11 protein-coding genes and 1 pseudogene are annotated in these 12,999 nt (G+C 40.5%); 6 read left to right on the forward strand and 6 right to left on the reverse strand.

Annotated elements, in window-relative coordinates; translation table 11 throughout:
* Positions 1-18: 18 nt before the first annotated feature.
* The 6 genes and pseudogenes from P5674_RS19710 to gcvH form a co-directional block, all read right to left on the reverse strand.
* Positions 19-141: a hypothetical protein gene (locus tag P5674_RS19710; RefSeq protein ID WP_286131313.1), complete on the reverse strand. Its 123-nt coding sequence runs from the start codon at positions 139-141 to the stop codon at positions 19-21.
* Between the two features lie 137 nt (positions 142-278).
* Positions 279-413: pseudogene (locus P5674_RS26650) on the reverse strand (UbiD family decarboxylase domain-containing protein); the annotation flags it as partial.
* Between the two features lie 320 nt (positions 414-733).
* The gene (locus P5674_RS19720) at positions 734-2,104 is read right to left on the reverse strand and encodes a hypothetical protein (RefSeq protein WP_006617894.1); all 1,371 of its coding nucleotides are present in this window, start codon (positions 2,102-2,104) and stop codon (positions 734-736) included.
* A gap of 7 nt (positions 2,105-2,111) precedes the next feature.
* On the reverse strand, positions 2,112-5,849 hold the full coding sequence (locus P5674_RS19725) for a DEAD/DEAH box helicase (RefSeq protein ID WP_126277488.1): 3,738 nt from the start codon (positions 5,847-5,849) through the stop codon (positions 2,112-2,114).
* Positions 5,850-6,117: 268 nt separating this feature from the next.
* The gene (locus P5674_RS19730) at positions 6,118-6,903 is read right to left on the reverse strand and encodes an RNA polymerase sigma factor SigF (protein WP_006617896.1); all 786 of its coding nucleotides are present in this window, start codon (positions 6,901-6,903) and stop codon (positions 6,118-6,120) included.
* Between the two features lie 286 nt (positions 6,904-7,189).
* Positions 7,190-7,579 (reverse strand): glycine cleavage system protein GcvH, encoded by a 390-nt coding sequence (gene gcvH, locus P5674_RS19735; protein ID WP_014275200.1) that lies wholly within the window; start codon positions 7,577-7,579, stop codon positions 7,190-7,192.
* Between the two features lie 18 nt (positions 7,580-7,597).
* On the opposite strand from gcvH, the gene P5674_RS19740 reads away from it, so the two are divergent.
* The 6 genes from P5674_RS19740 (at position 7,598) to egtB (ending at position 12,855) form a co-directional block, all read left to right on the forward strand.
* Positions 7,598-8,428, forward strand: a complete 831-nt coding sequence (locus P5674_RS19740) for an alpha/beta hydrolase (protein ID WP_006617898.1) — start codon at positions 7,598-7,600, stop codon at positions 8,426-8,428.
* Between the two features lie 96 nt (positions 8,429-8,524).
* Positions 8,525-8,875, forward strand: a complete 351-nt coding sequence (locus P5674_RS19745) for an SH3 domain-containing protein (RefSeq protein WP_006617899.1) — start codon at positions 8,525-8,527, stop codon at positions 8,873-8,875.
* Positions 8,876-9,024: 149 nt separating this feature from the next.
* Positions 9,025-9,453 (forward strand): hypothetical protein, encoded by a 429-nt coding sequence (locus P5674_RS19750; protein WP_006617900.1) that lies wholly within the window; start codon positions 9,025-9,027, stop codon positions 9,451-9,453.
* Between the two features lie 60 nt (positions 9,454-9,513).
* Entirely contained in the window at positions 9,514-10,641 is a 1,128-nt protein-coding gene (locus tag P5674_RS19755) for a cupin-like domain-containing protein (RefSeq protein WP_006617901.1), read from the forward strand.
* Between the two features lie 188 nt (positions 10,642-10,829).
* Positions 10,830-11,648, forward strand: a complete 819-nt coding sequence (egtC, locus tag P5674_RS19760) for an ergothioneine biosynthesis protein EgtC (RefSeq protein WP_006617902.1) — start codon at positions 10,830-10,832, stop codon at positions 11,646-11,648.
* Positions 11,593-12,855 carry an ergothioneine biosynthesis protein EgtB gene (gene egtB, locus P5674_RS19765; RefSeq protein WP_006617903.1) on the forward strand — a complete coding sequence of 421 codons (1,263 nt, stop codon included), beginning with the start codon at positions 11,593-11,595 and terminating at the stop codon, positions 12,853-12,855. Before egtC ends, egtB begins: the two co-directional genes overlap by 56 nt.
* The last annotated feature ends 144 nt before the right edge of the window (positions 12,856-12,999 follow it).

Here is a 12,999-nt window from a genome sequence, read left to right on the forward strand (position 1 = left end):
TACTCATGGCCATAATCATCATACAGAAAAACTAAAGCGATCGCCAGCCAAGTCACTTAACTTGTATAAACGCTTCCCATTTAACCCATCTACCACTTGCAGTTTTCGATATTGATTAGTCTTTGGAGGAAGTGTCTGCATTATCACCGATGTTGATAACAGTTTATTGATATCATTAACTGATATCAGTTGTCAAGGGGTACGCTCAGAAAACCACCAAATCAACATTCCCCATTCACTAAAAAAGCCCGGTACGCAATGGATCGGGCTTTTGTTAATTATTTTGGTCTATCTATTTGGCTACCTATACAGCCTATGTGGTCGCCAAAGGGATCATCCTGTAGAACTTCACCCGGTGTGATAGTTCTTTGTAGTACAAATTCAGAATTGCCCCTAACTTCCAAATCCACCGTTTCACGTTTTACACTCTAACTGCACCCCATAACCGCTCTACAACCCCGCAAACAGCGACTATGACAAGTCTACCGGAATCGGAGTATCTGAATCAACGGATCAACACCAAGGGCGATCGCAATTTCCAGCTTTTTGCTATTTTCCGCACCCTTCCGCACTGTCCCCGTTCTGCCAACAATTTTAAAAATCCCAGCAGATCTCGTGCCATTGTTTTTGAGTGTTTTTAAGTCGCCGTTCTCTATATATGACACGCTCCGAGCGATCGTGTTCTTTTTAAGCAGCGGAGATAAATAAAGTCTCACCTCGGGTGTCTGGAATTTTAATACCAATCCTCCACCAACCTAGGATCGGGAATACCCCACAGTCGTTCAGCCTTATCTATTGGATCTTCATATTCTGGTTCATATCCATAGTAGTCGAGTAAACTGGCTGGCTGAGAGTCAGAAGGTAAATTCAAATGACGGTAATATTGCTTTGAGGATTGATATGCAAATCTTTTCAAGGATGTCCATGGCATTTCATTAGCCGTTTGTGAATTCCATACTTCTTGAAAATCAGTATCAGCTCGTTCTTCCTCATTTTTGTATTTTCTGGCATAAACTCTTGAGATTTTACTTTTAGTCATTTGAAGCTGAATTATCTCATCCAGACTCTCAAATTCATCATCAACATACTCTATCAATCCTGCAAAAAAAGTTCTAATATAAACCCAAGGTTTTTTGATCCAGTCATACCCTAAAACTTGCCCATTATGGTATTCAACTACCACATCACTTCCACCTGGAATATGAGATAGAGGATTAGTTCTATATCTACGATCAACCCACAATATCTTGTTGGCTAGATGTCGTGGTAAGCCGATATAAACTCGTATAGGTTCATTTAGAGATGGTTCGTCAACTTCAATTTCATCATGATGATTGAAATCATGACTCAAAAGACTGTTAATGTCAATTTTATCTAGATTTTTAAGGTTTTTTATATCATTTTCTATTTCGGTTGAATCTTTAATTTGGCTATAGTTATCTGGTAATATGAAATATTTGATTAAGTGTTGATGACAGTTTAAATCTTTAAAAATCAATAAACCGATCGCCCGATAAATTTTTTTCGACTCAATCTCCTGGAAACCTGTTACAAAAATTTGCTCGTCCTCACCAAAAAAATCTTGTATTGATGATTGAAAATTTTCTCTTTCATCTGAGTTGTTTGATTGGTCACAGAAATTATCCAATTCATCTGAACCCAAGAAAATTGAACTAAGCGGTTTCTTTGTGATCAAAATATTTTCCGACAAAAAATCTTCAATGACATAGATATTCTTTGGATTTTGAGGGTATAAAATGGAAAGTTTTTCGGCAAATATTTTTTGTGTGAGAGGTTCAACCTTAAGCGTAGAATCATCGGAATTGATATTCAAATTTTTGGAACTTGTAAGCTTATCGATAGTCTGCCGAACTAACATTGGATCTATTCCCAGCATATCGGCGATTTCATCTGTTGTTGGAGAAGGACTAAGATCGAGTGCAGATTTTAAGACAAATTCCTCAAATATATCTGCTGTCCGGGTTTTGCTTATTGCCACCTGTACAGTAGTTTGGCGCACTTGATAGCGAAGATAACCTCCATTGACAAATAATAGATCGGGAGATTCAAACTTTTCTCGTAGCTGTTCTAACAAAAAATCCATAGGTCAATTAAAGAAGGGTAGAAACATCTATAAAACCTTGATACTTATGAACCACTTTTGCGACTTCTTGATAAATTTGAACTTGGGTAAATAGATCGTGACATCCTACAATAATCAATAACTCTTTTGCTCTGGAAAATGCCACATTAACTCGCTCTGGAGTTTTGGCAAATCCGACTCTTCCTTGCTGATTGTTGCGAACCATGCTAACGATGATAACTGGTTTTTCCATGCCTTGAAATCTATCAACTGTTCCCGTTCGTATGTCAAGGTTAAGATAAGTGTCCCCCCCAGAAATTCGCTCATCAATAAGTCTTAACTGAGCGCCATAGAAGGTAATTATACCGATCTCTTTTTTGGGTTGACCGTTGGCAACCTTGTCAGCCCAAATTTTGTTTATATTTTCGCAAATTTTTTGTATGCAAATAACTTCTTTCTCATTTTGATAAGAAGTTCCGATGCGTTGTTCTCTAAAATTAGCGGATGCTGGAATTTTGACCCATCCTATATGTTGATCTTCACGAATAAGCTGACAGTCCAAATGATGTGCACGCTGGTTGTCTGGGTCTGGCAATCCACAACTTAAACCTCCATCTCCTTCATCATAAAACTGGTTGATAGCTTCCATGATTTGAGGGTGCATACGGTACTGGATATTGAGCTTTTGTGTTATCCCTTTGTCTGCATTTTTTGCCATTTCAAATTGCTGCTGAAACCAAGACTTTTCTAAAAATTCAACTCTTTCTCTGGGAACTGCAAGCTCCTCTGCCAGTTCATCCAAATTTTCCTCTGTCAGAATAGGAGGTAATTGGCGATAGTCGCCAATCATGACAATCTTTTTCCCTTTTAGTGCAGGAATCAACAATTCTGGTGGAGTGCTTTTACTAACTTCATCAACAATGACAACATCAAATTGGCTAAATCTTTGAGAAAAACTCCATTGGGCTGCTTTCATACAGGTTATGCCAACCACATTGACATTATCTAAATACTGTTTTTCGATTGTTGCCAAATCATCATTTGATGGATTGCGTAACCGCTCAATCCATTGAGTCATAGTATCTTCATACCTTTCAAGATACGATTCGGCTTGAGTAAGATATTCCCCCCAAGGTTCAAAATACTGCTGAACATTTGTTAAAGAATCGGTTAAAAATATTCTTTCAGTATCAATCTCTGGCTTTAAGCTGTCCGGAATATTATCCCAGATATTTTTCCACCACGTCCTTTGTTCGGTCAGATTTTTATTCAAAATCCGGATGCTTTCATTACATTCACTGATTTCATTGTTGAGTTCTACCATTTCATTATTTATTTCATCGCGATCATTTTGTAATCCATTGAAGTTTTCAGTCAAATAATTTTTGATTTTGTCAAGTTCAGAAAACTGATTTTGTATCTGATCTAAATTATCAATTTCGGTCTGAATTTCAATCATTTGAATGTCATTTTCACAATTTATTTCTTCCAATATTTGTTGTGTTTTTATTTTCAAATTTACCACAAAACGGGCTACAATATCCGATAATATTAGCTCGGCATCAACTGGTTTTGGGGGAGCGGTTATTTCTCTGTTCCACCTTTTAATTGCAGCCAAAATTAATGCTTTATCATACAAATTTTTTGGAGCATCAGAATCATATATTGATTGAATTGTTTTGAGTAAAAAGTTTAAAATTTTTCGACCGTCAGTTATATTTTTATTTTTCAATTTTTCATACAATCGGTTGATATCGCGTTCGCGAGGATGGTGACTATCTATATAATTTTGATGTTTAAAAATCAACCAATATATCTCATTATTGATTGTGCAAAATTCATCCCAACTTTTCCATGTAGATATCAACTGATTCATTTCCATAAAAAGAGTGTTTAAAATATCTTTTAAAGGCGAATATTGAAATCTATTTTTGTCGAAAAAAGCAATTATCTGAGGTGGGAAATACAAAGATTTGTCGTCAATTAATATGCGACGATTTAAGGATTCTTGTAACACCTTAAAAATATTTTGGTTTGCTACATTTTCGTAGTCACTAATTTCACTGAGAGCGGTTCGTAATTCGGCTTTTTTTTTGTTCAAAGAATCCAATTTTGTCAACTTTTCAGAATGAAAGACTGCGTTCGATTTAATTAGCGAATTTAGATACGCAATCAGATTACCTACTTGTTGACATTGTTGATCAATTTTGTTCAACAAGTTATTCTTCTCGTTGCAAACTTCTTCTAACTCTGTTTTTCTAGATCTCAGTATTCGCTCTTGTTCGGGAAAATTTATCTCTGTTTCTAGATAGTCTTGAAATCGGATTAAATGGGTCAACAATGGGCGCAATCCCAAGAAAATTTCCTGCTGTTTTGATAAACGTTTTTGGCAATCATCAATAGTTTTTTCTAACCATCTTTCTATGACATTATGAGTCAAAAAAGGCTCTCCTTCTCGACCAACTTTTGCACGGGTATCTCCCTCTCGCAACGGACGCAATACCGGGTGGTGAGTTAAGCGACTCAGAGCATTGTCTACGGCAAGGTTAGCTTGAGATACCACTAACGTGCGCCCTCCCCGACTTGCAACTTGATAACAGATTTCAGCAATCACCGTAGTTTTACCCGTCCCCGGGGGACCTTGAATCAAAATCAAATCCTCGGCATTTAAAACAGCTTCTACTGCGTTTATTTGACTGGCATTAGCTTCGGGCAATAATAAATCTGCTTGGGATATTATAGAAATTTCAGATAGCGCCCTGGCTTTAGCCGCATCAAAGAAAAACTCACCTAGAAAAGGATTGTGGGTTTGACCCTCCTGCAAGTTACTCAATGCTTTTTCTTGCCAGCGGATCTGAACTAGACTGCCAATATCTTCAAAAAACAAAAAACCGGTTTCAGGTAACTCTAAATCTCCATCGTTTAGAGACTCAGCAATATTAGGATCAATCTTAATTTTTATCTTATTTTTGGTACTTTCTATGACTTCAATTTCCCCCAATTCTTGTCCACATTTCTTATCGCTTATTAAATCAGAGCTTGTAAATAATTTTACCGATCCGTTTCTGGCTGCGCCGGCTCGCTGCCAAAACTCCTCTTTAGTGAGTGACAGTGATCCATTGCTTGTTGCCAGATCTGAATTGATTTGAAAAGTTATACGTTTATTGGATGCCGGATAGTTGTGTTTCACAAAAGGTATGCAAAATTGTCGTTTTTCGGCTGTCCGGCGTTCAATTTTTAAATACTGTCCCCATGCGTTTACTTGCTTTTTCGTAGGTACATAATCGCTACAGATGGGCATGGTCACTATGTGTTCCCATGCTTCGGTCGGAATACCAAGATTACTTGGTACATGGGGTAATAGATGAATCAAAAAAGGGGTAGAAAACGCATTCCTTTCTCCTCTGTATTTATCGACAAAATTAATTCTATTTATCTCCAGGCATCCACTCCCATCTTGCCGAATAGTCGTCCAAAATTGCAATATCTTTCGACGGCTTTCCAATTTTTTTGGTACGGAAAAATCATCATTATCTGTTGCTATAGTCAGTTCTATGATTTCGTATTCAGGCTGTCTTGCTCCTCCGTGTCTTCGGACATAAAAAAGACAAGGATCTGACCCTAACAGCTCATTAATTAACTGATCAGCGCGAGCGTGCCTATCTCTAAAATCGGGATACTGATTAAGTGCGTCTGACCCTTCCATATAGCAGATAAAGCGATCGCTTGCTGCTCCTATGTACCTATAGCACCAATTATTAGACATGATATCCGATGAATTAAACGTGAGTTAACCCGTACCTTATTATAAGTTAATTTTAATTCTATTCTTGGTCAGGTATTGTTCTTGTTCAACACCTTTTTAACTTTACTTAATAATATATTTTTATCACGGACTCGATTTTATCATGATGTTATCTACTTTGTCCAGAAGTACACTCAGAAAACCGCAAAATCAACATTCCCCATTCACTAAAAAAGCCCGGTACGCAATGGATCGGGCTTTTGTTAATTATTTTGGTCTATCTATTTGGCTACCTATCAGAATCAGAGGGGCCATTCATCATGGTTTTGAGCAGACTTAAACCCCGTTTAACTCGCCGAGAGACTGTAACGGCGCTAATTCCCAATTTTTCGGCTGTTTCTTTTTGGGTGAGGTCATAGAGAAACACAAACTCTAAAACTTTGCGAGTCCCGTCTTCTAAATGTCCCAGTGCTTGCTGGAGACGAATTTGATCTTCTTGGGCTAGTTGGAAGCTGCGGTAACGAGTATCTGGGACTAAATCACCCAGGCTGGTTGATCCTTCTTCTTCGTCCTGAATGGGTGCATCTAAACTCAACAGAGATCTATTTTGGGAAGCCAGTTTAACCTGGTTCCATTCCTCTACGGAAATTTCTAGGGCTGAGGCTATTTCGACATCGGTGGGTTTGCGTCCCAACTTTACTTGTAGCTCTTGAATACATGGGGTGGCTTTACGCAGTAGAGTTAGCCACTGACGGGGAACCCGCACCGAGGGGCTTTTATCGCGCAAATAGTGTTGAATTTCCCCGCGAATGTAGGGAATCGCAAAGGAGCTAAAGGCATGACCCTTAGACATATCAAACCTTTCTATGGCTCTAATCAAGCCAATACAGCCCACCTGTAACAAATCATCATAGCTTTCCGTACATTGGTTGAGCCAGTGGTGGACTTCTTTACGGACTAATCCAATGTTAATTTGAACGAGTTGATTACGGATACTGTTAGACGGGGAGTGCTGGTACTCGCGCAGCAACTCCAGGCTTTCAGATTTGAGTTGGTTACTAACTGTGGTCTGCATGGCGAGATCCTGAATTAGGTTAAAGCAGGGATATAGGTTGGGCTGTATTGATTATAACCCAGTTAGAACTAAATGGCAAGAGAAAACTGTTTTCAATGTCGCAGTTTTCGGATACCAAACCCTAGGGATTGATCTGGCTTGACTTACGCACAGGCGATCGCCATAACCACAACATAGACAGTGAAAACTAATGCTAATGTTCTATTTGATAGGGCAGTCTAAAACAAAACGGGAAAAATTGCAAGTTCTGCCCCCCAGTCTTAGACCAGATTGGTTTTTGACAGGTTTATTCCCCTTCGACTAAGACCCTATATTCATCAGCAGATAGGGCATCATCAAGGTCTGATTCATCGCCTATGCGGACTTTCAGCAGCCAACCTTCTCCATAGGGGTCATCGGCTAATTCCTCGGGTGCTTCTACGATCGCATCATTACGTTCCACAACTGTACCACTAACGGGAGCCTTGAGTTCCTCAACGGCTTTGACCGATTCTACATTACCAAAGGTTTCGCCTTTCTCTAAGGCATCATTGACATCGGGTAGTTCTAAGAACACAATATCACCTAATTGGTCAACGGCGAAGGCGCTAATACCAATGGTAGCAATTTCGCCATCAAGACGCACATACTCGTGGCTATCTAAATATTTTAGGTCGTCGGGAAATTCCATTGCCATGTTAGGTCCTCATCATCTATGAATAATGCCAAAATCAGAAAATGGGTTATTGGAGACTTTTCTCTGCGCCGGATAGTTACTTCCATCTTGGCGATTTATATAATAGTCGGTGTTTGGGCATATTTTAAAAGCGATCGCCTGATTTTTTTGCCTCGTCCGCCCAGTTATGAGAAAACCGAGGATTTGACTTTCCTGACTACCTTGGACGGAGTGCCCATTGCTGCTTTGTATCTCCCCAATCCCACCGCTCAGTATACCATTCTCTACAGCCACGGCAATGCTGAAGATTTGGGGGATATTCGGCCTCGCCTGGAGAGTCTACGGGATATAGGTTTTTCTGTATTCGCCTATGACTATCCCGGTTATGGGCTTAGTGGCGGCACACCCTCCGTGGCGGGCGCTTATCAAGCCATAGAGGCCGCTTATTACTATCTTACCCAAGTTTTGCAGGTTCCCCCTGAGCGTATTATTGTCTACGGGCGATCGGTCGGTAGTGGTCCCTCAACCCACCTGGCGGCGCGGAAATTAGTGGGGGGGTTGGTGATTGAAAGCGGTTTTATTAGTACATTTCGGGTGGTAACACGGATTCCTATTTTTCCTTTTGACCGTTTCCCTAATTTGGCTAATCTTCAAAATGTCGAGGTTCCGGTTTTGATTATACATGGCGATCGCGATCGCGTGATTCCCTTTGACCATGGACAGAGGCTTTATGATGATTTTGCCGGCCCGAAAATGTCTCTCTGGGTTGAAGGGGCTGGTCATAATGATGTGCTGGAGGTGGCTGGCGATCGCTATGTAGAAACCTTGCTCAAATTTACCGAAATGTTATCAAAAAAATCAGATGATTAATTTGGGGAGATTTGATTTATAATTCAGATGGTCAGTTGTCAATCCTTTTCCAGGTGCATTTACCGCTTCATTAACCCACATAAGGAGTGTTGAACCATGAGTAAATGGCGGCGGATTGGAATAGGATTATTATTTTTAGGGGTTGCTTCTCTCCTGACTATTAACCATAGTGTGGCGGTAGCCAGAGAGTCGATTTGGCAAAGGTATCGGGATGAAAGCAATAGCCAGACACAAGCAGATCAGAGGTCAATTGCCCGCGTCTGTATTGTCGCTGATCCGACTGATACTCCCCTGAATGTTCGGGCTACCCCTCGTGGTAGAATTATTGGTAGTCTGCCGGATGGTGTGGAGGTGGAAGTGTGGGAACGATCGCCTGATGGTAAGTGGGTTTATATCTATACCCCTGTCATGGAAGGATATGTTTGGGAAAATTACCTAAAATGCTAGTTTCCAGATAATCCCTAACAGGTAAGGGCAACTATTTATGGTTGCCCGCCTGAATAGTTACCTTAATCTATAATTGATCAAAACTTCCCAGGCTGGCTGTGTCTTAATGGCTGTCTGGGTCGGTCTGGCTTTGGAAATAAATCTAAACTATGGAAAATCCCTCATCTCCAACAATCACACCACTATGGATAACTGGTATCATTTGGATGGTAACAGGTTTGGGTTTATTAGCGATCGGTGCAATTCTATGGTTTCACCTGCCTTATCTGCTATTCTTAGATGAATGGCACGCCCTATGGGCGATGGTTTCCCTGACTATCGGATTATTTACGGGTCAAGTCCTGTTCGATCGCCTAGTTGACTGGATCAGAGAACCTCAAACCGATACACCCCATCCGATTTTAGCACGATTTGGATGGATTACCTTAGCTATTATGTCCGTGGCGATCGCGATCGGTTTTACCATCAAATTCCTAGGCTGGGGAAACGCCATGATTGGTTTACTTAACCTCAGCTTTGGCATAGCTTTTCTGTGGAGTAGTCGTCAATTTTGGCGATTTCATACCACCAATAATTAATCCTGAAAATCCCCACAGATTTAATAGATAAATTCCACCGTTTTAACTTTATATCAAGTGATGACTCAACCGGAAATCAAACAAATTACCTTACCCCCCCTTAATATCACCATACACGCCGACCAAAAAGTTAGCTTAGAGTGGCTGCATCAACAGCCTCTTCCAGTCAATAATCAACCTCCATCACCAAAATTATCTGACCATTGGCAACAGTGGATCGCAGTTAATAAACTCATGGATTTTCCTGACCATATTTTAGTCGAGAAAATGGTAGAACAGGGAATAGATATCAAACTAGCTTTAGAGGCAGTTAATCAAGCCACAAGTCACCCTTATTTACAAGCCGGAAAGCAGTTTGTCCAACTCTTGCAAAAAGTCGAGTCAATGCTGACCATTCAGAGTCAATTAGCGTCTCTCTCAGAAGTCTCTCCCAGCATTGACCGCAAACCCTGGGTATCTCGGTCGGAATTTTTGGAGAGTTACTATTCCCAAAATACCCCCTTGATTTTAACTGATATCATGAAGAATTGGCGGGCGTTAGAATTATGGAATCCAGAATATCTTAAACAGAATTACGGACAAGCCACGGTCGAAATTCAAGCCGGAAGAGAAGCTGACCCCGACTATGAAATCAACCTACAGCGCCATCAAAAAACCGTGCTATTTGCTGATTATATTGATTCGGTTGTTTCCGGTAAACAAACCAACGACTATTATATGGTAGCTAATAATCGAAACTTAGACCGTCCTGAACTCAAAGGATTATTAAATGATCTCGAAATATTCACAGAGTATTTAGACCCCACGCAAACATCAGGTTGCATCTTCTTCTGGTATGGACCCGCCGGAACTGTTACCCCATTGCATCACGACCCGGTTAATTTATTATTAGCCCAAGTTTCTGGTCGTAAATTGGTAAGAATGATTCCTCCCTATCAAACACCTTTTTTGTATAACTATATCGGGGTTTTCAGCCAAGTAGATTTAGAAAATCCTGACTATCAGAAATATCCATTATTTCAAAATGTGAGACCCATGGAATTTATTTTAGAACCCGGAGAGGTAATTTTTATTCCCGTGGGTTGGTGGCATCATGTTCGGTCTTTAGAACCCAGTATCTCCGTTTCTATGACCAATTTTGTATTCCCCAATACATACGAATGGAAATATCCACAAGTCAAGCGATAGACAATGACAATTAGTATGGTATACTTGACTGGTGATGTCGAATCATGCTATCATGTTAAAATCAAGTTTTTTGGTGGAATGGGTAAGCATTAATCAGGCTGTTAATCAGTCTAATTAGTGAACAATGGAAGCTGACAGCATGACCTGTCTCTGGTTTAATTTTTACTGGTTATCTCGAATTATTAACTATGTGTCGTTTACTGGGCTATATCGGATCTCCGATTCAACTTGAGCAAATTTTGTGTCAGCCGGAACATTCCTTAATTGTGCAAAGTTACCAACCCAAGGAAATGCGGGAAGCCTTGCTAAATGCCGATGGTTTTGGAATGGGTTGGTATCATCCCACCGCCGATACAGAACCCTATCGATATCGTAATATTCAGCCAATTTGGAGTGATTTAAACTTAACTCCTCTCAGTCGCTATATTGAGTCCGGGAGAATTTTAGCTTATGTTCGCAGCGCCACTCCTGGTCAAGCCGTCAACTTGAATAACTGTCAACCTTTCCAGTCAGGAAAACTGATGTTTATTCATAATGGTTATATTCAGGATTTCCGAGAAACTCTATATAAACCAATTCGCGATCGCCTCACAGACCAAGCCTATCGTTTAATAGAAGGTAACACCGACTCAGAACACCTATTTGCCCTGTTTAAGGATAGCCTACAAAGTCAAGGAATAGCCGATCTAATTTCCGCCCTCGAACAAACATTATATACCATTGAGAAAATCGCCCATAAAATGCAGGTGCGGGTTCTGGCTAATATGATTATTTGTGATGGAAAGCAAATGGTAGCTTCCCGGTATGCTGTAGCCGGTACTCCTCCCAGTCTTTACTGGTTAAAGAATGATAAAAACTTCCCAGAATCAGTTATCATTGCTTCGGAGCCTTTATTTCCGGGAAAGTGGCATCTTTGCCCAGAACAAAGTATAATTAGCGTCGGAGAAGATTGTGATATCCATATCTACCCCCTCACTCAAACAGACCATTTATCACGCCCTGCATGAATGCCGTCTCGGCACCTTAAAACTCATTGAAGGAATTAACCGAGAAACCCTCTGTGCCCAACCTCACCCCGACTTTAGCCCTGTGGGTTGGCATTTAGGGCATATAGCCTTTACAGAAGCCTATTGGCTATTAGAAGAATGTGCAGGATATCAACCATTATATCCCGAATATAGGCAACTGTTCACCGCTGATGGTCTCCCCAAAAATCGACGAGTTCAGCTTCCTTCCTTAGAGTTTATTTTAGAGTATTTATCCCTGGTGAGAATCCAAGTTATCAAATACTTAGAAACCGCACCTATAGAAACACAGGAAAGGCTATGGCGGTTTATTATCCAACATGAATCTCAACACGGAGAAACCATCGCCATAGTCCTACAATTATATAGATTTGAGGTACAAAACAGCGATTTTTCCCTATTTTATGATGTTCCTATGTTGTCAGTTTCAGAGGTAGAAATACCCGCCGGAGAGTTAACCATGGGAAATAAAGCCATTGACGCAATGGATAATGAACGCCGCCTTCATAGTTGTTATTTAGATCAATATTGGATTGATACTTACCCCGTCACCTGCGGTCAATATCGCCAATTTATCGAAGCGGGAGGCTATCATAAAGCTAAATGGTGGTCTAATGATGGTTGGGAGTGGCTTAAGCATAACCATAACCAACAACCTCTTTATTGGACTGATAACCCTAGTTTAGATAATCACCCCGTTTGTGGTGTGAGTTGGTATGAAGCCGAAGCCTATTGTAATTTTGTCGGGAAGAGACTTCCCACAGAAGCCGAATGGGAAAAAGCCGCTAGTTGGGATAGTAAAGCTGGTAAAAAACGCACTTATCCCTGGGGCGAAGAACCCCCTACACCAGAAAATTGTAACTGTAATTCCCTGGGTAAAAATATTACTAATCAACCCCTAACTACTCCCGTTGATAGGTATTCTTCAGGAGTGAGCGCCGCTGGAGTTTATGATTTATTAGGTAATGTGTGGGAGTGGACTAGCAGTAATTTTATGGGTTATGAAGGATTTGAGTTTTATCCCTATCGTGGTTATTCTGAAACTTATTTTGATAACCAACATAAAGTTTTGCGGGGTGGTAGTTGGACAACTCGTCCCTGGGCTATGCGTTGCAGTTTTCGAAATTGGTATTATCCCCATGTCCGCGAAATTTTTGCTGGTTTTCGTTGCGCCAGAAGCAATAATTAATAATTGATAATTAATAATTGGGTAGGGGCGGGTTCCGCTGTCAATGTTGTGATTAACGACAGTCTAAATAAACCCGCCCCCAACCGCCGTCAATGTTGTGATTAACGACAGTCTAAATAAACCCGCCCCCAACCGCCGTCAATT

This window comes from Limnospira sp. PMC 289.06, assembly GCF_032350395.1.
GTDB lineage: Bacteria > Cyanobacteriota > Cyanobacteriia > Cyanobacteriales > Microcoleaceae > Limnospira > Limnospira platensis.